General features: G+C 39.7%; 18 protein-coding genes and 1 pseudogene. 17 read left to right on the forward strand and 2 right to left on the reverse strand.

Translation table 11 applies throughout. The features are described 5' to 3' along the window. Together BLO53_RS05890 and BLO53_RS05895 are read left to right on the forward strand one after the other, a co-directional pair. Nucleotides 1-1,131 (forward strand): restriction endonuclease subunit S, encoded by a 1,131-nt coding sequence (locus BLO53_RS05890; RefSeq protein ID WP_092059683.1) that lies wholly within the window; start codon nucleotides 1-3, stop codon nucleotides 1,129-1,131. A 21-nt stretch (nucleotides 1,132-1,152) separates the two neighbouring features. Continuing rightward, on the forward strand, nucleotides 1,153-4,788 hold the full coding sequence (locus BLO53_RS05895; RefSeq protein WP_092059685.1) for a type I restriction endonuclease subunit R: 3,636 nt from the start codon (nucleotides 1,153-1,155) through the stop codon (nucleotides 4,786-4,788). Between the two features lie 70 nt (nucleotides 4,789-4,858). On the opposite strand, the gene BLO53_RS05900 is transcribed toward BLO53_RS05895, so the two are convergent. Both BLO53_RS05900 and BLO53_RS19445 read right to left on the reverse strand, forming a co-directional pair. Then, on the reverse strand, nucleotides 4,859-5,794 hold the full coding sequence (locus tag BLO53_RS05900; protein WP_092059687.1) for a site-specific integrase: 936 nt from the start codon (nucleotides 5,792-5,794) through the stop codon (nucleotides 4,859-4,861). Next, nucleotides 5,692-7,446 carry a restriction endonuclease subunit S gene (locus tag BLO53_RS19445; RefSeq protein WP_330388829.1) on the reverse strand — a complete coding sequence of 585 codons (1,755 nt, stop codon included), beginning with the start codon at nucleotides 7,444-7,446 and terminating at the stop codon, nucleotides 5,692-5,694. Before BLO53_RS19445 ends, BLO53_RS05900 begins: the two co-directional genes overlap by 103 nt. 38 nt (nucleotides 7,447-7,484) lie before the next feature. Here BLO53_RS19445 and BLO53_RS05915 point away from each other — a divergent pair, with 38 nt between their 5' ends. The 15 genes and pseudogenes from BLO53_RS05915 to BLO53_RS19985 all read left to right on the forward strand — a co-directional run. After that, nucleotides 7,485-8,000, forward strand: a complete 516-nt coding sequence (locus BLO53_RS05915) for a restriction endonuclease subunit S (protein WP_092059689.1) — start codon at nucleotides 7,485-7,487, stop codon at nucleotides 7,998-8,000. Nucleotides 8,001-8,188: 188 nt separating this feature from the next. Continuing rightward, nucleotides 8,189-12,835 carry a DUF4011 domain-containing protein gene (locus BLO53_RS05920; RefSeq protein ID WP_092059691.1) on the forward strand — a complete coding sequence of 1,549 codons (4,647 nt, stop codon included), beginning with the start codon at nucleotides 8,189-8,191 and terminating at the stop codon, nucleotides 12,833-12,835. Between the two features lie 483 nt (nucleotides 12,836-13,318). After that, entirely contained in the window at nucleotides 13,319-13,681 is a 363-nt protein-coding gene (locus tag BLO53_RS05925; RefSeq protein WP_092059692.1) for a helix-turn-helix domain-containing protein, read from the forward strand. A 25-nt stretch (nucleotides 13,682-13,706) separates the two neighbouring features. After that, the gene (locus BLO53_RS05930) at nucleotides 13,707-14,369 is read left to right on the forward strand and encodes an ImmA/IrrE family metallo-endopeptidase (protein WP_176757183.1); all 663 of its coding nucleotides are present in this window, start codon (nucleotides 13,707-13,709) and stop codon (nucleotides 14,367-14,369) included. Between the two features lie 171 nt (nucleotides 14,370-14,540). Next, nucleotides 14,541-15,215, forward strand: a complete 675-nt coding sequence (locus tag BLO53_RS05935) for a DUF4417 domain-containing protein (RefSeq protein WP_092059696.1) — start codon at nucleotides 14,541-14,543, stop codon at nucleotides 15,213-15,215. Continuing rightward, nucleotides 15,208-15,576 (forward strand): hypothetical protein, encoded by a 369-nt coding sequence (locus BLO53_RS05940; RefSeq protein WP_092059698.1) that lies wholly within the window; start codon nucleotides 15,208-15,210, stop codon nucleotides 15,574-15,576. Before BLO53_RS05935 ends, BLO53_RS05940 begins: the two co-directional genes overlap by 8 nt. Nucleotide 15,577: 1 nt before the next feature. Further along, nucleotides 15,578-15,925 (forward strand): hypothetical protein, encoded by a 348-nt coding sequence (locus BLO53_RS05945; protein WP_092059700.1) that lies wholly within the window; start codon nucleotides 15,578-15,580, stop codon nucleotides 15,923-15,925. Nucleotides 15,926-15,936: 11 nt separating this feature from the next. Beyond that, the gene (locus BLO53_RS05950) at nucleotides 15,937-16,335 is read left to right on the forward strand and encodes a hypothetical protein (RefSeq protein ID WP_092059702.1); all 399 of its coding nucleotides are present in this window, start codon (nucleotides 15,937-15,939) and stop codon (nucleotides 16,333-16,335) included. 231 nt (nucleotides 16,336-16,566) lie between these two features. Then, nucleotides 16,567-17,031 (forward strand): hypothetical protein, encoded by a 465-nt coding sequence (locus BLO53_RS05955; RefSeq protein WP_092059704.1) that lies wholly within the window; start codon nucleotides 16,567-16,569, stop codon nucleotides 17,029-17,031. Further along, a complete protein-coding gene (locus BLO53_RS05960) occupies nucleotides 17,032-17,763 on the forward strand; it encodes a hypothetical protein (RefSeq protein ID WP_092059706.1) in 732 nt (243 codons plus the stop codon). Between the two features lie 194 nt (nucleotides 17,764-17,957). Continuing rightward, complete coding sequence (locus BLO53_RS05965) at nucleotides 17,958-18,413, forward strand: flavodoxin family protein (protein WP_092059708.1); 456 nt, start codon at nucleotides 17,958-17,960, stop codon at nucleotides 18,411-18,413. 27 nt (nucleotides 18,414-18,440) lie between these two features. Then, nucleotides 18,441-20,669, forward strand: coding sequence for an SF1B family DNA helicase RecD2 (recD2, locus tag BLO53_RS05970; RefSeq protein ID WP_330388826.1), 2,229 nt, complete (start codon nucleotides 18,441-18,443; stop codon nucleotides 20,667-20,669). Between the two features lie 11 nt (nucleotides 20,670-20,680). Then, nucleotides 20,681-21,190, forward strand: coding sequence for a DUF6398 domain-containing protein (locus tag BLO53_RS05975; RefSeq protein ID WP_092059712.1), 510 nt, complete (start codon nucleotides 20,681-20,683; stop codon nucleotides 21,188-21,190). Nucleotides 21,191-21,239: 49 nt separating this feature from the next. After that, nucleotides 21,240-22,193 (forward strand): hypothetical protein, encoded by a 954-nt coding sequence (locus BLO53_RS05980; protein ID WP_092059714.1) that lies wholly within the window; start codon nucleotides 21,240-21,242, stop codon nucleotides 22,191-22,193. Nucleotides 22,194-23,344: 1,151 nt separating this feature from the next. Further along, nucleotides 23,345-23,419 (forward strand): annotated as a pseudogene (locus tag BLO53_RS19985) (SEC-C metal-binding domain-containing protein); the annotation flags it as partial. Between the last annotated feature and the right edge of the window lies 1 nt (nucleotide 23,420).

Raw genomic sequence — 23,420 nt, forward strand, 5'->3', positions numbered from 1 at the left:
ATGGCAGATAAGAAACCCCAGATAAGATTTACAGGATTTACGGACGATTGGGAACAGCGTAAGTTGGGAGAGGTTGCAGCATATCGTAATGGAAAAGCCCACGAAAACGATGTTACTGACAACGGAAAGTATGTAATAGTGAACTCAAAATTCGTGTCCACAAATGGTGAGGTTAAGAAGTTCTCAGATTCACAAATAGAGCCATTACATAAAGATGAGATAGCGTTTGTACTTAGTGATGTTCCTAACGGAAGAGCTATTGCAAGAACTTTTTTGATTGATAAAGATGATAAGTATACGCTTAATCAGCGTATTGCTGGCATCACACCAAAGGAAGAAACAGATGCATATTTCTTATATATATTGATGAACCGTAATCCGTATTTTTTAAGATTCGATGATGGAAATAAGCAGACAAATCTATCTGTAAACGATGTTATGCAATTTGAAGCGGCGTATCCTTCGTTTAGGGAGCAACACAAGATTGGAGAATTATTTAAGACTGTTGATGACGCTATCACCCTTCATCAGCGTAAGTATGATAAGCTTAAAAATATCAAAAAATCCATGCTGGAAAAAATGTTTCCAAAAAATGGAGCAAAAAAACCGGAGATAAGATTTGCTGGATTTACTGACGATTGGGAACAGCGTAAGTTCTCTGATGTAGTAGATATCGGGAGTGGGATGGATTATAAACATCTGGGTGAAGGGGATATCCCTGTGTATGGAACTGGCGGATATATGCTTAGCGTGGATGCTGCTCTCTCGGAAGATAAGGACGCTATTGGAATAGGACGAAAAGGTACTATTGATAAACCATATATTTTACGAGCACCATTTTGGACCGTAGATACGCTATTTTACTGCATTCCTAAGGATGGATATGATTTAGACTTTACAAGCTGCCTTTTTCAAAATGTTGATTGGAAGAAAAAAGATGAATCTACAGGAGTACCAAGTCTCTCGAAAGTAATTATAAATAATGTTGAGACAGCAGCTCCCTCATATGATGAGCAGAGAAAAATAGGTGATTATTTCAAAGGAATCGACAACCTTATCACCCTTCATCAGCGTAAGCTTGAGAAATTGCAGAATATTAAGAAGTCGATGCTAGAAAAAATGTTTGTTTAGCACAGTATTGGGGTAAATAATATGGCATTTAACAATGAAGCTGATTTTGAAGATGCGCTTATAGGATTACTCACAAGTACATATGGCTGGGAAAAACAGGTCTTGGAATATAAAACGGAAGAAGATCTGATTCGTAACTGGGCCGACATTCTGTTTGAGAATAACAGAGGTATAGACAGGCTAAATGACTATCCATTGACAGATGGTGAAATGCAGCAGATTCTTGAACAGATAAATCTATTGAAGACGCCGCTTAAGATTAATGGTTTTATCAACGGTAGAAGTGTTGCAATTACCAGAGATAATCCTGATGATAAGGCTCATTTTGGCAAAGAAGTTTCTCTCAAGATATATGACAGGCAGGAGATTGCTGCAGGACAGAGCAGATATCAGATAGCAAGGCAGCCAAAGTTTAAAGCAAGAAAATCTATATTTCCGGATAGGCGAGGAGATTTTGAACTTCTTATAAATGGTATGCCTGTAATTCATGTTGAACTCAAAAAAAGCGGAGTTCCGATATCTAATGCTGAGGGACAGATTGAAAAATACGCCCATGAGGGTGTGTTTACGGGGCTTTTTGCCTTGGTTCAGATATTTGTGGCTATGAATCCGGAAGAGACTGAGTATTATGCGAATCCAGGGCCGGAAGGTAAGTTTAATCCTGATTTTTATTTTCACTGGGCAGACTTTAATAATGAACCAATAAATGACTGGAAAGAGATTGCTTCAACATTGTTATCAATTCCTCTTGCACACCAGATGATTGGCTTTTATACCGTTGCAGATGATACAGATGGAGTGTTGAAAGTAATGAGATCTTATCAGTATTATGCTGCGAATAAGATTTCAGATAAAGTTTCAAAACATAAGGGGAAATGGGGTGAAAGTGACCAATTAGGAGGTTATATCTGGCATACAACCGGAAGTGGAAAAACTCTCACATCATTTAAGTCAGCACAGCTAATTGCTAATTCTAAAGATGCTGATAAAGTTGTGTTCCTCATAGACAGGATAGAGCTTGGAACACAGAGTGCAAAAGAGTACAAGGGATTTGCTGAAGCCAACGAGTTTATACAGGAAACAGAAGATACCGAAGTTCTTATTTCCAAGCTTAAAAGCGATGATTCCAGTAATACGCTGATAGTAACATCTATCCAGAAGATGAGTAATATAAAATCTGATGTGGAGTCTAAGCTGAAGGCTGAGGAATTACAGAAAATTATTGATAAAAGGATTGTCTTTATTGTTGATGAGTGTCATAGATCATCTTTTGGAGATATGATGCAGACGGTGAAACACACCTTTAAAAAAGCTCTGTTCTTTGGCTTTAGTGGTACTCCGATTCAGATTGAAAATGAGAAGAAGGGTAATACTACAGCGGATGTATTTGGTGATGAACTCCATAGATATAGTATCGCAGACGGTATAAGAGATAAGAATGTTCTTGGATTTGATCCAGATAAGGTGCTGACCTTTAAGGAAAAAGAGGAGAGGGAGGCAGTCGCACTAGAAAAGGCAAAAGCTGCGACTGCTGCTGAGGCTATAAGTGATCCGAAGAAAAGTGCTATTTATTATAAATACATGCAGGATGTTCCCATGGCCGGATATTATGAGAATGATGGGAAATATGTATGTGGTATAGAGGACTATCTCTTAGAGAACGGACAATATCGAACTGAAGAACATCAGAAGATGGTTGTTACTGATATACTTGAGAACTGGATGACTATCAGTCATGCGGGTAAATTTCATGCTATTTTTGCGACATCAAGCATACGTGAAGCATGTCAGTACTATGACAGATTCAAGGCGGCTGATCCATCTATTAAGATCACTGCTCTGTTTGACCCAAGCATAGATAATGATGATCAGAATGCTATAGAAAAGGAAGATTCGTTAGTAGAGATAATAGAAGACTATGACGCTAGGTACAAACAGACATATACTATTCCGACTTGGGCAAAGATGAAAACTGATATTCAGAATAGGCTTGCTCATAAAAAGCCATATGAAAGAATAGAGTATAGCCCAGAAGAGCAGATTGACATGCTGATTGTAGTGGATCAGATGCTTACAGGATATGATTCCAAGTGGATAAATGCGCTATATCTAGATAAAGTACTTAGATATGAGAACATTATACAGGCTTTTTCAAGGACAAACCGGCTATTTGGAGAAGACAAACCGTTTGGAACAATTAAGTATTATAGAGCGCCATATACAATGGAACGCAATATTGATGCTGCGGTGAAACTCTATTCTGGCGATAAACCTCTTGGAATGTTTGCTATAAAGCTTGATAGAAACCTTGAAAATATGAACGCGGTTTTCCTGCAGATAAAGAATCTTTTTGAGGCAGCAGGAGTAGAAAATTTTGAGAAGCTTCCATCGGAGACCAGTGAAAAAAAGCAGTTTGCAAAGTTATTCATAGCATTTAATGAATATTTGGAAGCTGCTAAGGTTCAAGGATTTACATGGGAAAAGCTTACTTATGAATTTGACAGTCCAGATGATGGACATAAGGTTATTACGCTTGGACTTGATGAGAGCACATATAAAGTATTGGTATTAAGATATAAGGAATTATTTGGTGGAGGTGGTGGAGGAATAGTTCCAGACTCACCATATGAGCTGAAAGGGTATCTTACTACTATAGATACAAAAGAAATCAACTCGGAATATATGAACTCTCGCTTCGACAAGTATAAGAAGGCACTCGAAACAGGTGATAGCAATGCCAGGGAGGCCGCAAAGCAGGAACTTCATAAGACATTTGCGTCATTATCAACTGAAGAACAAAAATATGCCAATATTCTCCTTCATGATATAGAGACTGGGGACGTGGAGATTCTGGAAGGGAAAACTCTCCGTGATTATATCAATGAATACATGGAGGCAGCTAAGAATGACCAGATTCATAAAGTGGCAATAGCGATAGGGGTTGATGAGCAAATGCTCAGAGATATGATGGCTCTCAATCTTAATGAGAAAACCATCAATGAATTTGGTCGATTTGATGCTTTGAAAGCGACTGTTGATATTGCCCGCGCAAAGGAGTACTTCGAGAGAATAAGTGCATATGTAGAACAGCTGGAAAAAGTGAAGCTGCCAATTCCTAAGGTTAAAATTCGTGTCGATAAAATGCTAAGGGATTTTATTATCTTTGGCGGTACAGATATTCTTCTGGAGTCTGACTTCTCTAGCTATGAGAAGAGCATTAACAAAGAATCGTTCTTTGCAGTGGATGGGGTGGCAGCATTTAGCAACTCATCTTGGACTTACTATTTTAGCGAGCATTGTGATTCACTAAAGAGGGAAGTATGCGGAAAATGGATGTACTTTTATAATGACGTGGATTTCGCTAAGAATATGTGTTTGAAATCCATAAAGGAAGGTGCATGTCTTGAGGCTAAGCATGGCAATTTCAAGGAGGGTGTATGCTGCTTCTACATCAACGGTGATGATCAGAATGCCCATAAAAAAGTTATTAGATTTCTTCTGGACAATGGATTGGTAAAGAAAACTTCTGATGACAAGTATTATAATGTGTCATTCAAATATGACTCACAGACACAGGCTGGCGAGTATGGAACAGGCTTTACGGCAGATATAAGATTGGAGGATTTTATAGATCTGCAGTCAGGTGAATGGAAGTAGGATTCTATGGCACTTGAAGGAGAACTTATTCTCCTTCAAGTGTTTTTATCATCGGCGTGCGTATTATTTGTTATGAATTAAGATTTGCCAGAGTTCTCATGATAATATCTATATCCTTGCTCTCCAACTCCTTGATAATATGAATGTATGTCTTCTGAGTAGTTGTGATATTGGAGTGCCCAAGACGGCGAGCCACGCTGGCGATTGAAACATTTGCAAAAAGCAGAATGGAAGCGTGAGTGTGCCTTAATCCATGAACAGAGATTACAGGAACACCTGCGTTTTTGCAGTGCCTGGCCAATATATCGTTGACTGTGGAGTTATAGACCTTTCCCTGGACAAATATTGGATCATCTTCGGGTAGACCCTTGAGTAATTCTGCAAATTGAATCACAGTCTTCCAGTCGATGGGAATTTTTCTGACAGAGGATTGATTCTTAGTGGCAAGAAAACCGCCATTTCCTTTGTAATCCCATGTTTTTGAAACAGATACCTGCTGGTGAGGAAAATCAAAATCCTTTGGTGTCAGGCCTAATGCCTCAGAGAACCTCATCCCAGTCTTGGCTATAAGCAATATAAGCCAATCGTAATTGATCTCACTACCAAGATTTAAATCATCAATAACTTTGTGAAGCTCATACTGATTCAAGTATTTAAGTTTCTTTTCACCGGGCTGTTTTCCTTTAATGATGGCTTTGCGTGTTGGATCGTGTTGAATCAAGCCTTCGTCAACAGCATCAAGGATGGCACATTTCAGGTGGTGATGAAAGTCCATGGTTGTCTGACGCTCATGGTCTTGAGCATAGTCGTTGAGAAGCTTCTGATACGTGATTCTATCTAAATCACATACAATAAGCTCTGGTATGAGCTTTTCGAGCCAATGATGCGCCATATTGTACTTGCTCATAGTGACAGGACGAATGGCTCCTTCTTTGTAGACAGTAATCCACTGTTTATAGTAATCACAAAACAACATGGTCTTACTGTTGGCTGTCGTTGTATCCATTTGTAAGTCCTCCTTTTTGGTTGTTGTGATGCACGCCGATGAAGGGTGATAAGGTTATCGAGCTGCTTAAAATAGTCCCCAATTTTCGTCTGCTCATTTATATCTCTGGGCATCATCAACTCTAAATTTTTCAGTTCGCTCGCTTTAACCAGTGGTTGACCTGTGCCAAATGAAAGTTTCTTTATATCAAATTGAGTAAGCAGGTGATAGAGGAATTCTATATTCTGCGATGCTTGTATAAACACAGTATTATCACTAATTTTCACCTTGCCAGCATATCGATAAAGACTTCCTGCATTCGCACCTACACGAGCAGTTAAGATAAAATCTCCTTCATAATCATACTCATCATCGTACCCAATTACTGATGTTGAACCAAGAATAGGATATTCTCCTGATGAACCTTCTTTATCAAATTTGCTCTTACCAGTATCAACAGAATCAACAGCAGCTTCCAACTTACGCTGTTCCCAAGCTTGGTGATATGATTCGATGACATAGGGCTTTCGCTGATGAAGGGTGATAAGGTTATCGATGTTTGAAAAATACTCTCCAATTTTAATCTGCTCATCTATAGATTTCGGCAAAATCATATCCGTATCTTGGAGAGCTGACTTTGAAATTGAAGTAACCTTTATTCCCTGCATTAACGGTTTTAACTGGTTGTGATATGCAGGAGAATTGATGTAGTACCCCAGGAACATCGGACCATATTTTTGCTTTGGACGACACGCTATCGTATGAAGTCCTGACAGTAGCTTCAAACCTTCGGAACCCTTTATTTCTGTACATTTGCCAACAGTATCATCTTCTGCTGTATCTGCGATTATAATGTCCCCATCTTGCAAAAAAGAGTTCTTAAACTTATCGGCTTTAGCATCGTCGGATATGCATGGCAACTCTGTTTTGCAGGCATCAATATAGTCTCCAAACTTTATCAGCACATCGCCATAATGCACATTCTTTACTGTACCGCTTTCGTAGTTCAATTCTGCTCTCGACAGGGTATTATTCTGCAATCCCTCAAAGACCAAAGAGAACTTACGCTGTTCCCAAGAGATAGCAGTTGGAGTAGATAAAGCATAGAAAGAATTTCTGCTTAGAAATAGCATTCGCTGATGAAGGGTGATAAGGTTGTCGAGCTCTTTAAAATACTTTCCAATAGCCTCCTGCTCTTCATCCCCTGGGATCATAAATTCCATTTTTGAGAACATATAACCTGTAATCTGATTTATGGTTGCTCCCATATTTTTTTCAATTTCTTTTTCAAATTGAGATGTTCCCAAAAGGGCATTTACAAATGAAGAATGTTCAGAGCGAATTCCTGTCATGAATGCTCCAATGACAGTATTAGGCATACTTTCCTTTATTTCTGCGTGTTTGCCGATGAGAGCACGAGAGCCATTTCTAACAACTACTATAATGTCGCCTTTTCTAACATTTTCAGATGTAGCTATTTCAGGATTTACATATACGTTATCGGCATCTGCAATTTCTCCGTTTTTAACGTTAGAGGATCGTAAAACCAATGTGCCAGATTCTTGAACATCTCCCGGTGTGTAAGTTAATCCATTATAGAATTCTACAAATTCAGGAAACTTACGCTGTTCCCATGAAATAGCGTAACTATTAACATGACGATCACTGTAAATTCAATGTTATATAGTATGATTCTTGGGAACAGCGTAAGTTGGGAGAAATCGCTGGACGTATCACACGTAAAAATCAAGATTTAGAATCAGATCTTCCACTTACTATATCGGCCCAGTACGGACTGATCGATCAGAACGAATTCTTCGATAAAAGAATTGCCAGCAAGGATGTTAGCGGATATTACCTGGTGAAAAAAGGAGAATTTGCTTATAACAAGAGCACATCTTCTGATGCTCCATGGGGAGCCATTAAACGCTTAGATAGATATGATATGGGAGTTCTTTCGACGCTCTACATCGTTTTCAGTATATTAGATGAAAGCAAAACCTGTTCAGATTATCTTGTAACATATTACGATACTAAGCTATGGCACAAAGATGTTCAGGCTATAGCTGCAGAGGGAGCAAGAAATCATGGATTGTTAAATATAGCTCCTGTAGACTTTTTTGAGACAACACTCTCTATTCCACAAGATATAGAAGAACAAAAACTCATTGGAAAGTTCTTTAAGGAGCTAGATTGCCTTATCACCCTTCATCAGCGAAGGCAGTAAATGTAAGTTGAAATACAGTTACGTTTAGGTGGCTATTTACTGTAACTTTGGTAGAGAAATAGTCATATGACGTGATGGTTGTGAGGCAAAGAGCACAAATTAATGCTATCATGTAAGTTAGGGTATTGTCGGTTTTAAACATAATCTGAGTACGTATTTTTGTAAATGTTCAATTAAGGTGATAGTGAATGGATAATAAGAAATTAGAGCGTTGGGCGCAGCAACTGCTTGATACCGGTAAGAAAAATAATCTTATAAATTTCAAAGACACAAAGGCTTCCACAGCGGAGGTTGTATTCCCTGATGGTGAGAGCTTTTATGAAAAGTGCCTTAGTGCATCATCATTTGAAATATATGATCCTAAGATTGCAGATACAGAGGATGATGAGGAAGCTGTAGCCTCAGCTAATACATCAGAAGATGAGACACAGGAGATTGTAGCTGCAGATAAGCTCAAGAAAAGTGATTATGTAGAGTTGTATTCTTCAAGAATACGGAAGAATAATCAGGTATTGGTATATGCAAAGACACCCAATCCCATGATTGCTGTCAGAAATATTGATAAAAAAGCCAGGGATTTTTTGGAAGAGACCGGTGTTAATGTTGCATATCTGGCATTTGGATTTGTTCGCTGGAAAGAAAATGAGCATTCTGAGATTGTAAACAAGGCTCCATTACTTCTTGTCCCCATTAATCACAAAAATGAATCGTCCGTAACACCTTATTATATCGAACTTACAGAAGATGATGTTGTTGTGAATCCGACTTTCAATTATCTTCTTGAAGCTCAGTATGGAATAAAACTCCCAGAATATGAGGAAGATGAGCTTTTATCATCATATATCACAAAGGTACAGAGCATAGTTTCCAAATTGCATTGGGAAGTAACTTCCGAGTGTAAGATGGGAATATTCTCGTTCTTGAAGATAAATATGTATCACGATCTGATGAACAATGCAGATAAGATACTTAAGAATGACAATGTTCGCCTTCTTCTGGGTGAGCCTGTAGATTTCAAGGATTCCATGGCTGATGGAGATGTTGGTCGTGTTGAGAATGAAATTATAGATCTTCATACCGTTGTGGATGCTGACTCAAGCCAGATTGAGGCTATAGAGATGGCAAAGACCGGCAAGAGTTTTGTGTTACAGGGACCTCCCGGTACTGGTAAGAGTCAGACTATTACAAATATAATATCGGAATGCCTGCACGATGGGAAAAAAGTCCTGTTTGTATCAGAAAAGCTCGCAGCTTTGAGTGTTGTTTATGACAAGTTAAAGCAGGCTGGACTGGAAGAATTTTGTCTGGAGCTCCATAGTTACAAATCGAGTAAGAAAGAGGTTATTGCAGAGCTTTGTAAAACATTAAGAGCAGACAGGAGTGCAGTTTCATCCCGAGCAGATAGGGAAGTTCAGGCAAAAGCCAAGCTGCAGGAACAGCTTGATGCTTACGCAGAGGAATTACATAAGCCTATACCGGTAATCAATAAGTCCATGTATCAGCTCTATGATGCTCATTCTGCACATAGAAATGCGCCTGATCTAGAACTGGTATTAAATGATATTGCCAAGAAAGATGAAGCTTATCTTAATGAAGCTGTAAATCTTCTGGGACAATATGAAGAGTATGTTCCGACAATAGGAGAGGACTATAGGAAAAATGAATGGTATGGCTATAAAAGTCAAAACAGTTCCTATGAAGCTCAGAATAAGCTTAAGCAGGACATTCAGGTCATAATTACCGGTTTAAAGGATCTGATTTCAAAAGCAGATACCTGTGAAGAAGAGTATTCAGTAAAAATGGATACTATTTTCGGCGTGGAAAGATATATACAACTGCTTAATGTTTTGTCTTCTACACAGTTTTTAAGACCAGGAGCTCTTTTGGCAGAGAGGATAAACGAACTGATTGGGACAACGAAGTTCATGGCAGAACTCAGTAGTCAAATTTTACCTATTAGGCAGCGCTTAGACGAATCATTTGAAGAAAACATTTATAAGATAGATGGGCAGGATTATTACAATAAGCTGACAAAGCTTTATTCGGGATTCTTTTCAAGACTATTCAATGCTGAGTACAAGAGCATAGTATCAGATTTACGACTTGCATCAAGGGCTGGGAAGAAGCCAAGCTATGCTGTTGCGCAGGAATGCATGAAGGCTCTTATGGATTATCAGAGTCTTATGGGGCAGTTTGATGGTGAAAAGAGTAAGATAGATGGATTGCTTGATTTGGAAGTTGTCAGCCCAGATACTAATTGGAACCAGCTCAACTCTGAATTAGAGATTATTAGAATCTGCTTTGAGAACGACTATAGCTGTGGAAGCATTGCCAATATGTCCGATGAAACATTTGCTGCAGCTAAAGCAGGATTTAGTAATCATGCCAATACACTGGCTGGCGCTCTTGGGACATTTAAGCATGTTCTGACCGAATTGCAAAATGATTTTGATACCGACTATGTATCTTTTGATGCGATGTCATTATCTACGCTTCTTTCAAAAGTGCAGCAGTGCATGGATTCCATAGATAAGGTAGAAAACTGGGTAAGGTTCTACATCCTTTTAAAGCAGCTTGAAGAAAGAGATCTGAAGGCATTTATTGATTGCGCTGTTGATAATCATGTAGATAAAAATCAGATTGCTGCATCATATCAGAGGCTGTTTTATAAGCAGTGGATTAACCATGTTATTTTTGAGAAGCCTGTGTTTGCTAACTTTACACGTATTGCTCAGGATAGGGCAGTTGAGCAGTTTTCTGAGAAAGACAGGTTGCAATTTGAAATCAGCAAAGCACAGATCAAGGCAGAGCTTTCAGCAAAGCGTCCTTCTTTGGATATGATGGCTGGAGGAAGCGCTGTTTCTATATTGCTTCGTGAGGGAGAAAAGAAACGTAAACAGAAGAGTATAAGAAAGCTTCTTGCAGAGACTGCGGATGTAGTGCAGGTAATCAAGCCTTGTTTCCTTATGTCTCCGCTTAGCGTTAGCACTTTCCTTAGTGAAAATAGTATTTCTTTTGACACGGTAGTATTTGATGAGGCATCACAGATATTTCCACAGGATGCGATTGGTGCGATTTACAGGGCGAAGCAACTTATCGTTGTGGGTGATTCAAAGCAGATGCCGCCAAGTAACTTCTTTAATTCATCGGTAGAGATTGATGACGATGATGAGGAGACTGGAGATGTAACAGATTTCGAGTCTATTCTGGATCTCTGCTCCACATCCCTTCCGCAGCTTCGTTTGAAGTGGCATTACAGAAGTAGATATGAGCAGCTGATAACATTCTCAAATAAGAATTTCTATGATAATACGCTGGTAACATTCCCTTCATCAACAATAGACCATGAAGGTATTGGAGTGGATTATTACCATGTGGACGGACTTTTTGACAGGAAGAGCCATACTAACAGGAAAGAAGCGGAATTTATAGTAGACCTTATTTATAGAAACATTGATCAGCATCCGAAACGAAGCCTTGGAGTAGTGGCATTTAGCGTGGCACAGCAGGATCTGATTGAAAGACTTCTTTCTAAGAGAAGGCAGGAAGATTCCTCTAAAGAGTGGTTCTTTAAGCGTGATGACGCGACAAAGGAGCCTTTCTTTGTAAAGAATCTTGAAACAGTACAGGGTGATGAGAGAGACACAATCATCTTCAGCGTTGCATATGGCATGGATTCACAGGGAAGGCTGCTACATAATTTTGGACCTTTGAATAGAGCGGGCGGTGAGCGCAGACTTAACGTTGCTGTTACTCGTGCAAAGGACAATGTGCAGCTTGTTTCATCAATGCATGCTACTGACATCGATCTTAGCCGTACTTCTGCAGAAGGTGCAAGGCTACTTAGAGAATACCTTGATTATGCGGAAAATGGTGATGTAGCACTTGAAAGATCCATTTCTGTTAATCCCTTTGAACAGTTCGATTCTGAGTTCGAGATGGATGTCTGTGATTTCCTCAGAAATCATGGTTTTACTGTTGATATGCAGGTTGGATGTAGTGGCTTCAGAATTGATATCGGTCTTAAGAAGCCTAACAGCTCAGATTATGTTCTTGCAATTGAATGTGATGGTGCAACCTATCATTCATCTAAAAATGCCAGGGATAGAGACAGACTCCGTCAAGAAATCCTTGAGCGGATGGGATGGAGATTCTATCGTATTTGGTCCACAGACTGGTTCAGAAATACAGCTGTTGAAAAGGAAAGGCTATTAAAGGCGGCAACAGAGGCTATTCATCTTGGAAGATATGTAAAAGCAGAAGAAGCTAAAAAAGAAGAGGAAGCGCCGGTTGTCTTTGAGAAAACTATTGCCCCTAAGCACTTGGCTTTTCCAGAATATGTAGAAGCTGATGTATATAGTCTGAGGAACAGTCATCTTTACGGCAATCAGCTGTATGTTAAGAACATTCTGGAGATAGAAGCTCCTGTGTCAGAGGAGTATCTTCTTAAGCGTATATGCTTTATATATGGACGTGAAAAAGTGACCAGTGTTGTAAGACAGCAGTTTACTATGGACATGAGAGGCTGCGATAGAAATGGAATCATACGTAGAAATGGATTCCTGTACTTATCCGATCAGAATAAGTTTATGCTCCGTGTTCCGGGAGTAAAGCGCGATGTAAAGTATATTGCTCCTGAGGAGCTGGCGGCAGGATTACATGTATTGCTTAAGCAGAATTACACAGCGGAAAAAGACGGTCTATACAGGGCGCTTGTTAATCAGCTTGGCTTTACGCGTATAGGTGATGCGATTTATGCAAAGCTCGATGAGGCTCTGGGATTACTAAGAGACATTACTATTGATGGCGAAATTATTTCATTGAAACAGGAATAGTAATTTGTACAGACTACTTGAGCTTTAAGGAGAATTGCGAAATGTGTCTTAGGATGGACGGATAATTCGAACATATCACTGTCTTTGTAGTTATATTCTATGAAATGATTGTTCAACTCCTCATCAGAGAATTCCACAATGGCGGGGAAATAATCTTCAGGTATGAATTTGGAAGTGGCAGTTTTGGTTGTGTGGATTATATAGTTCATTGATCTCCTTATATGGTCTAATGCGCTTATTCCTTATAATGATTATAACATTTCAAAAATAAGAACTGAGAAGGATTATTAAGTACTATCAGCTATGGAAAAAGAGTCTGATGGGGAACACAGTCATTTGATACGTATAGTAATTGATACAAATTCTTGGGATATGATTATCAGAGACAACTATATGTTGATTTATGATATTGACATTCAGAAACGAAGAAAGTACAATAAAACTGTATAAACAATTTAAATGCACATGAAAGAAGGTTGAGTAATGGCAAATAGTGTTTTTTCTACCCGCGTAAAACAGTTGAGGCAGGGCAAAGGTATTAGCATGGACGAGCTCGCTAAAGCGCTGGATGTTACAAAAAGTAGAGTTAATATGTGGGAGAATGGTGGCACTCTTCCGCGTAGCAAGACATTGATTGAACTGGCACATTACTTTGGAGTTACTACAGATTATCTTATCGGAAATGACAATACCGATGCACAAGATCCCTCTAATAAGAGACTAAATTCTTTGCAGAGAAATCTTGGGAAATTAAATGACAAAGATTTAGAAAAGGCTGAAGGTATGCTGAAGGCTGTGTTTATGGACATCTTTGACGATGACGAGGAGGATGAAGATGACATCTAGAAAACCGGACTTCAAGCGCGTATATATGCTTGCAAATGAAATACTTGTGGTCACAAGAACTATTGATACATTCCCTTATAGTGTAAAACAATTGGCTATGGAGCAGGCAGATGTACAAGTTTGTTCGTTCAAGAAAGCACAGGAAAAATATAAAATTCCTATAAAAGACTTTGGAAGTGAATCTGCGCATTTAGAGGAATATATGGGAGCTCACATTATTTTTTTCAACGAGCAAGAAGAAAAATATAGGGTGAGATTCTCGATAGGACATGAATTAGGACATATGCTCCTGGAACATGATATGAATCTTAAGAAAGAAAATCCATTATATGGAGTCCAGGAAGTAGAGGCAAACTGTTTTTCAGCACAACTTCTTATGCCGGAACAGTTGCTGAGAGAGTGTAACAACAGAGGGTATAAAACTGACGTTGACTATATCATAAAGTCCTTTGGCGTTTCTGAAGATGCAGCTCAAAGAAGAAAGAATACGCTTGCCAAGAATAATTATGAGTGGCGGAACCGCTCAGAGAAGATGTTTGATGATATTATTATCGAACGTAATCTTGCCTTTCTGGATAAGATTGCTCCGAGGAGGCGGGTGGAGCGTTTTAATAGCTTCTTTTATGATGAAGAGATGGATATGCAGAAGGAACGTTATAGTTGGCTTGATACTAGGAGGAGGTGGTGAAAGATATGAGTGATTAGATTGGTGTGCAAGGCGGATTGTTGGCGCTATTCGCAGCTTGTACGTGTTGCATAGAAACTGAATAATGAAACAGAGGATGATGTGCTAAACATACCAAATCGTAATGTGTTTGCAGATCATATCCTCGAAATAATCTTAAAGGAGGGTCTGATTATGCAGATTCGCAATATCATGGATTTGTTTGTTGTTATTGACAAACTATATCATTATCTGGCTGGAACGGATATATGCTTTGATAAAGATGGTTTTCCTATATTCAGACAGGAGATGTTTTTGGACGAGTGGCCAGAACTGATAATCCCCTTTTCGCAAAGAAAAAATAGAAGGGTCACGAATAAGAAGAAAACCGTGCTATGCTTCTTTGACAAAGATCATCATTTATATCCACGTTTAAGAAAAGTTATGGATGAGATTGAAGAGTATAAGCAATTCATGGGTGTCGTGGGCATAGATGTAACTGTTACTGACGACATGGATCAAGAATGGCAACGTGCAATCCTTCTTCTGAATCAGCTTTTTTTAGCGGTGTTAGCAGTTAATGGTGTAAAAATAATTCTTAATACAAGAACTGGAGGCCAAAGTGCTTCGGATGTATTTCGAAATATGCCTGCTGGAACAATGGCAGCATCAGGTTTCCTGGGGTGTAACAATCTTGCTGCTGAAGATGATTTCACTTACTTGGAAAAAATACTGGTGCTTTTGCCGGAAAAGCTGATTATATATGGGAAGCATGATTCTGTAGCAGAGCATCAGCTAGATGCGATGGGCATAAACTATAGGGTTTATAAAGATTTTCATAGACTCTGTAAGGAGGTGCACCATGGCTGATAGTAAATCAAGATATTCTACTGCGGCTCGCTTTTACGCCCGCGTTATGATACATGGCTCTATGATGGATGCAATCCGGTATTATAAGAGTAAAGTACGAGAGGCGAAGTTTAATAATAACTGGAAAAAGAACAGTGTTAACCTTAATGACATAGTTAAACAGTTTACTCCAGGGGCTAAAGGTAGTCCGCGAGGCGTGAAATATGAATTTGTGGGATCGCGATACATTGTGAAAGTTGATATGCCATCGGGATATTTGCGTATTATGGATAGGAAGACAAAGAAATATGTTAAGCTTGATGGGACTCCTGGAACCAATGAAGAAACACATTTTAAGATTTATAAAAGGAGTGAAATGTGATATGGAACTATATTTAGCTAAAACACTTGATGGAATGAAGAAATATGGTCCAATATATGACTTGTCAATGGAACCAGCTGAAAGAGTAGAAAGCTATCAGTTTGGCTTTGAAGAAAACGAATGGCTTCTTGATAATGTCATTGATGGTATAAATGCCGAGTGCGACACGCTTTTGGATGATGGGGATTACGATTTTATCAGTGCAGATAAATGTAAGGCGTTGAAGGATTACCTGAAAAAAATGGATAAAAGCATGATTCCATCAGAATATCATGAGGTAATTCAGAAACTGATAGAGTTTTCTGATAAAGCAATTGAATATGGTACAGGCATGGCCATTGACCTATAGGAGGTGGGTATATGAAGAGCACTTACAAATTGTATGGGTCATACTGGGATGGAAGACCAATACCCGAGTCTGTTCCTGAGGTTATACTTAAATGTGACGCACAGAGAAAAGCAATAGTGGCTTTGACTGAGCTGTTCAAAGAAGAAAAAAATATAGTCAAGGACAGTGCGGAAAGGTGTAAATGTTCGGGAGTCCTGATTGATTACATACCAATGAATGATTCATTATGCGTAAGGGACTATTATATTCTGCGGCTACTACAGGCTGTCAGATGTAACGGTGCGTGCATAGTGTGTGACGATGAAGAAAAAGCAACTATTATAAAAGGCTGGATAGAGTCCTATTATAATAGAAAAACACCACAAGAACAGTTGGCGCCGTCAAGTAGTGTTTTTCAGATGATATGTTAAACATACCAAATCGCATAGTCTATAATAGCATTATGATATTAAAGATACAATAGGATATGAAAAAGAATTTAAAGGCAGTTTAGGCATAGTTTAGGCGTTGGATAAGCCATCATATTTATGGGCTTTATATTAGTTTACACGATTGAGCTTTTGTGTTTGAGATAAAGCTGGAAGCTTCAGTTCCGGCTTTATCGTTTTTAAAATTATCAACGCATTAGGAGAGTTAGTGCTATGAAGAAAATAAGCAGATTAAAAAAACTTGCAGGTCTGAGGCATTTTTCGGATTTTACTGTTGTAGATCTTGTTTCAGCTTTTGGAATGTACGAATCAGCAATTATTGATCTGTCAGATATCGAAATAATCGAGCGCTCTGAAGGAGAAAATGGTCCTCGTGCAGAAGTTGCCAAGGATGTAAAGGCGTTGAATAAGTTTTTGTATTCTGATGAAGCTATTATGCTCCCATGTCCTGACTGTGGGCGGGAACAAGCATTTCGTGCAGGTGCATGGAATAATCCAATAAAGCAAGTTGACACAAGTGAAGATAATAATTCAAAGGTGGGAATGAAGAGATTCCCTATAATGTCGGAAGAATCGCGCGATAGACATCACAACGTTTTTGAGTTGTCTAAACCTTATTTTGCTATGAACATAGATGTCCTTTGCGATTTAAATGAAAATGACTTAGAAAAGTTATAGTTGCCTAAGGATAGAGAGCAATTTATACAGGATTGCATAAATGAATGCAAATATGGAATCCTTAAAACTGCAGGAGAGGTCAGGAAAATATATTACTGTGGATTTCAAGCCTATCATTCTGCATTTGTGAACTTCAGAATTTATGATCCTATTGAGGTTGAATTTTATGAAGAATATGCGAAGATTATAGACAAAGAGGATAATGAATCAAAGCAGATTATAGAAGCATACGATTATTTGAAGAACTGTTTGATTATACAGAAAGTTGGGCAGTTTCCGTCTCTGGCAGACATGCAATTATATGATGTGGAAAAGTATCGAAAAGTATTAGGAAAAGACAGCTTTAGAGATTTGACAAGAGCTATAGGTTTGTATGCAGATGGAATTGGGTGCGGAGCTTTTGTTTATTTACGTAGAATACTAGAACGTTTAGTTGGTGAAATCGATGATGAAGTTGGTTTAGATACTGAAGAATATAAGAAAGCTCGTTTCGATGATAAAATTGCGATGCTTGAAAAAACGGGGAAAACCATTATTCCGGATTCATTAAAAGCTGTAAAATCAAAAATATATGGAATATTGAGCAAAGGAGTTCATGAAAGCGGAGATGATGAATGCATGGAAATGTTTCCGTATATGCAATTTTGTATAGAACAAATATTGGATGAGAGAATAAGGCAGAAAAATTTAGAAGAAAAAATAAAAAAGCTTAACAGTAAGGTTAACGGATGACTTGAATGAGACATCCCTGGGGTATAGAATCCGTGAGATCAATGACGGGCTATATCCGTTGATTGACGCTCGAATAAAAGGCGTTTTACAGTAAAAAGTATGCAGGCTCTATCGCTTTTGTATGGCGGTAGAGCTCTTTTTCTCATATAATAGAGAGAGCTAATTGAGGAAATATGTTTTGTGGGAGAGTGTTTATGAGTAATGCAGTAATAATCTATGCTTCAACCCATCACGGGAATACAAAGAAGGTCGTTGAGGCTATTGCAAAAGAATTTGATGCGGAGCTGGTGGATGCAACACAGGTTCACGAGAAGGATTTGAGCGGATATTACCTGATTGGTTTTGCTTCCGGCATTTATGCAGCGCAGTTTCATCAGCAGATAAAGAACTTTGCCCATGTAAATCTTCCCCAGAATAAGAAGATCTTTTTTATCATGACCAGTGCCATGAACAAGGACTTCACCAAGTCTATGGCAGAGTCCATTAAGGGCAAGAATGCTGAGGTTGTGGGCAAGTTTACCTGTCATGGATACAACACTTTTGGCCCATTTAAGCTTGTTGGAGGCACCAGCAAGGGTCATCCTGACGAGAATGACTTAAAGGATGCTGTTGAGTTTTACAGAACTCTTGTAAGAGTCGGAAAAGCCTGATCAGTAGCCATGCAGAAGATACGGTGTGTGGTTGAGCGAATTACATATCAGAATCCGGAAAACGGGTACTCTGTCTTAAAGTGCAGAGTAAAGGATTATTCAGAGCTGGTTCCTGTCATTGGTAATCTTCTTGATGCCAATGTGGGATCAGTTCTTTTAGTGGACGGAAGCTGGAAGGTGGATGCCAAGTATGGTAAGCAGTTCGTTGCTGAGAACTGGGAAGAGACTCTTCCGGCAACCGTTTATGGGATGGAGAAATATCTTGGCTCCGGGCTAATAAAAGGCGTGGGTCCGAAGTTTGCCAGACGCATTGTCCAGAAGTTTGGAACAGATACCTTTGACATTATAGAGACGCAGGTAGAGAAACTTGTAGAAGTTGAAGGTATCGGTAACAAGAGAATAAGGATGATAGCAGAGTCCTGGGAGAAGCAAAAAGAGATCAAGAATATCATGCTCTTTTTGCAGGAACACCAGGTCAGCACCTCCTATGCAGCCAAGATATTCAAGCAATATGGTAACGAAAGTATTTCTGCGGTGAAGGAGAACCCTTACAAGCTTGCTGATGATATCTGGGGTATTGGATTTAAGACTGCCGATCAGATTGCCATGAAGCTTGGATTTGAGAAAGAATCCTATGTGAGACTGCGGAGCGGTCTTATGTATACACTATCGGAGCTTTCAAACGACGGTCATGTATACGCGGAACGGCAGCAGCTTATAGATAAGGCAAAAGAACTTCTGGAAGCATCCGATGAGACTGTTACCATGACAATGGATGAGATGCTTAAGAAGGAAGAACTGATTCTTGAGCGCAATATCTCTAAGACAGATGAAGAAGGGAATCCTGTAACACCGATTTACCTGCCGCCGTTTTATTATGCTGAATTCGGTGTGGCATCCAAACTTAAGAAGCTGGCTGACTCTCCGGCAGGAGACAAGCTGTATTCAAGACTTATGGAAGCGAGGCAGAAGAGCGGAAACAACGAGCTCTCTGTTGATATAGAATCCATTCAGAAAAAGACTGGGATGTCATACGACGACATTCAGGCAGATGCAATTCGTCAGGCTGCTACTGCCAAGGTCATGGTTCTGACCGGAGGCCCCGGAACAGGAAAGACCACAACAACCCACGGAATCATTTCTGCTTACAAGGCTTATGGCCTTAGGATATTGCTGGCAGCCCCGACAGGAAGAGCTGCAAAGCGAATGACTGAGGCTACCGGGATGGAAGCCAAGACAATCCACAGGCTATTGGAGTGCAAGCCACCAGAGGGATATCAGAAGAATGAAGAGAATCCTCTTGAAGGGGATGTGCTTATCATAGATGAGTGTTCCATGATAGACATTATCCTCATGAACTCACTACTCAAAGCTATTCCTTCAACCATGAGACTTATCATGGTTGGAGATATAGACCAGCTGCCATCAGTTGGTGCGGGAAATGTTCTGAGGGATATTATCGATTCAATGTCTTTTCCTGTTATAAGACTTACAAGAATATTCAGGCAGGCTCAGAGCAGCCGTATTGTCATGAATGCCCACAGGATCAATGAAGGCAAGATGCCTGACATCAGTAATGGGAAGAATACGGATTTCTTTTTTATGGAAAATGAGGATGCCGATGCTGTCGCCGGAGAGATTGTGAAGCTTGTGCAGACCAATCTACCCAACTATTATCATGTGGAGCCATCACAGATTCAGGTACTGACTCCGATGCAGAGAGGTGTTGTAGGAGCAACCAATCTGAATCTGGCATTGCAGGAGGCTCTTAACCCGGCAGATGAAGAAATCTTCATGCGTGGCCGGGGCAAGGTTATGATGCCAAAGCCATGCCTTCGCAGGAGCGGGTATGTGTTCCGCGCTGATGATAAGGTAATGCAGATCAAGAACAACTATGACAAAGAAGTTTTTAATGGCGATATTGGTATCATAGAATCCGTCAATGATACGGACAGGACGCTTACAGTGAACTTCGATGACCGCAGCATAGAGTACGATGTTACAGAACTTGATGAGCTGGTTCATGCCTATGCTACGACCATTCATAAGGCACAGGGTTCGGAATATCCAATTGTAGTTATGCCGGTTCTTATGAACCATTATATAATGTTGCAGAGGAACCTGATTTACACCGGAATCACCAGGGCAAAGAAGATCCTGGTAATTGTCGGAACAAAGAAAGCGCTGTCATACGCAGTGCGCAATGTAACAGTGACAAAGAGGAATACGCTTCTGAAGGAGAGGCTATACAGATAGGAGAATGACAAATGGGGAACAGTGTACCAAAGGAAATGCGGCAGTACTATGATGTTATCGGACAGATTATCACGGTTTTCTGCGAGAAGTATCTTGATAAGGAATATGAAGAGCTGTGCTTGAAAGCACTGGCTAAACTATGCAGGAAGAGACCGTCTCCTTTGCTCAAAGGACGTCCATACACATGGGCTGCCGGCATTGTATATGCGGTTGGAACCGCCAATTTCATATTTGACAGGGCTAATAAGTATTACATATCTGCGGCTGATCTGGCAGATGCTTTTGAAGTATCAAAATCCACAGCTTCATCAAAAGCCGCTGAAATAAAGAAAATGCTTAAGATAGATGTGTTCAATGGGGAATGGATTGTCCCATCAGAGATGGAAAGTAATCCCATGATTTGGATGGTAGAAGTTAATGGGCTTGCCATGGATGCAAGACGACTTCCGCTTGAGTATCAGCAGATTTGCTATGAGAAGGGACTTATTCCCTATGTTCCGGCTCTGAAAGAAAAAGATTGATTCGAAGAAGAGGGCGAGCTGGGACTATTTCTTTTGCCAGGAGGATTCTATGTTAAAATTACCCAATTTGATTGGCGATGCAGAAGCTCGCAAAATACTGAAAAAGTTTGTGAACGATCGCCTTATAGATATGATGGAGACTATAATTCTTGATGAAGTTGCCTGGAGAATGGCTGTTAAGGGCGAGCTGGATGAGAGTGCAGCCAATAAGAGCTTTGATGAGATGGTGGATTTTGCTGAGCTTATGATAGACATGGACTTTGCGCAGGATGTATCTTCGCTATACCTGCCTGAGAACTATCCGATAGAGAGGGCTAATCAAGTCTTCTTTGGATTATACAAGCTGCTGAAGGCAAAGAAAGAGTATGTACCGGAGCTTGTAATGGAGTATGCCCTCAATAGTGTAATCCAGAGGCAGATAAATGAGGTCGATCTGATCAACGAGGAAATGGAAGACGGAATCTTTGATGACATGGAAGAAGATGAAGGCTTTTGGGATGCGGATGCTTTTGCTAACATCGATGATGAAGCTCTTCCGTTCTATGATGAGGATCACCCAAGGGATTTCACGGATCCGTTCATCTATGATGACGTTGATATATCGGATCTTGAAGATGATGAAGACGACGAAGAAGAGTATTCTACTGTTATGCCTATACCGGAGCCTGACCGCACGACTGTAAAGAAGGCGATTCTTGAAGATATGGCTGGTGATTATGAAGGCGAGGAACTGGAGGAGGTTACGGAAGACATCATCAATATGTATGAGGATCTACGCAGGTATGAGGAAAGCTGTTTCTGGGATGTTGATTTCCTTCTGCTTGATAAAGTAACAGAGGAGCAGCTGCGGAACTCACCGGCAAATGAGTATTTTGGAATAATTGATCCCAAGGAACCTAATGTCGTAGAGTTCCCGTTTAGAGATGAAGATGGCAAACAGATCAATATTCAGGCAAATATAGATATCAATCCATGGGATATGGAAGATGATGAGGATAAGTAATGAATATGAAAAAATCATACAAGATTGGTTCGATAAAAGACAAATTTGAACTGTATAACAAGGAGGATATCTGTAATTTTGCTGGTCAGATAGGAATGCATGGCTACTCAAAATTAAAGAAAAATGAATTGATTGATGCTGTTGTGGACTTCATCTTGGATCCCGATGTGATGTTTTACCGGTTATCGATATTTGATGACCGTGCCATCACTATCTTTGAAAACAGCATCAGTGCTACCTATGAATACCCGGAAAAAGACCATGATATCGTGGCAACATTTAACATGCTTGATTATGCTGTCATTGGTGATAATAAGTTTTTCGTCCCCCGGGATGTTGGCGCTGCTTTTATGAAAGTAAAGGGCGAAAAGTTTGACAAATATAGAAAGCGTGCATCATGGGTGTATAAATGCTTCAGATGGGTTGAGCATCTCTATGGATATGCTCCTGAAGATATAGTTCTTAAGCTCGTTAATCTGAAAAAGTTTGATATGGATAAGGAAGAGCTTGAGGATATATATGATCACTTCCCTTATGACCAATTATGGACAGTTAAGGTTGATTTCATGTACATGGACGATCTTTATGTGGATAACCTTGAGTCATTGAGGCAGCTTAGGATGATGCAGGGAGAAAAAGACTACTATATTCCAACAATTGATGAAATCGAAGAGTTCTATGAAAATCTGGCTTTGATATCAGGCAAGCCATACCAGGATATGCTGGGATTTCTGCAGCGTGAGTTTGGAATGACGTACTATGATGCAGAGGATATACTGCTTGAGCAGTGGGATGACATATCAAGTGGCGGTGATCCTCATGAATCCATGCAGAATTTCTGGAATAACTTCCAGTTCAGGGATGATAAACAGATTCATAGAATAGTCGAGCTTTACAATAATCTCTCTAACAACACTCGAATGAAGAGCAATCGAGGCTTTACACCCAATGAAATGGCAAGAATGATGCCGTACAAGCCGGGACAGCCACTTACAATTGTTCTAGGGAGCAGCAAGGCTGCAGAGATGCTGGCAAAGGCTGCACCTGAGATGAGAAAAATGGGTATGAGTGTTGACTTTGAGAGCAATGCGGATACATTGCCGGTTATCAGTATGCCTTATGGTCCGACAGGAGAACAAGTTGTAAGCCAGAAAAAGATATATCCCAATGATCAGTGTCCATGTGGTTCTGGAAAGAAATATAAGAAGTGCTGCGGCAGGAAATAAG

The sequence above is a fragment of the Butyrivibrio sp. INlla14 genome (genome assembly GCF_900102515.1).
Taxonomy (GTDB): domain Bacteria; phylum Bacillota; class Clostridia; order Lachnospirales; family Lachnospiraceae; genus Butyrivibrio.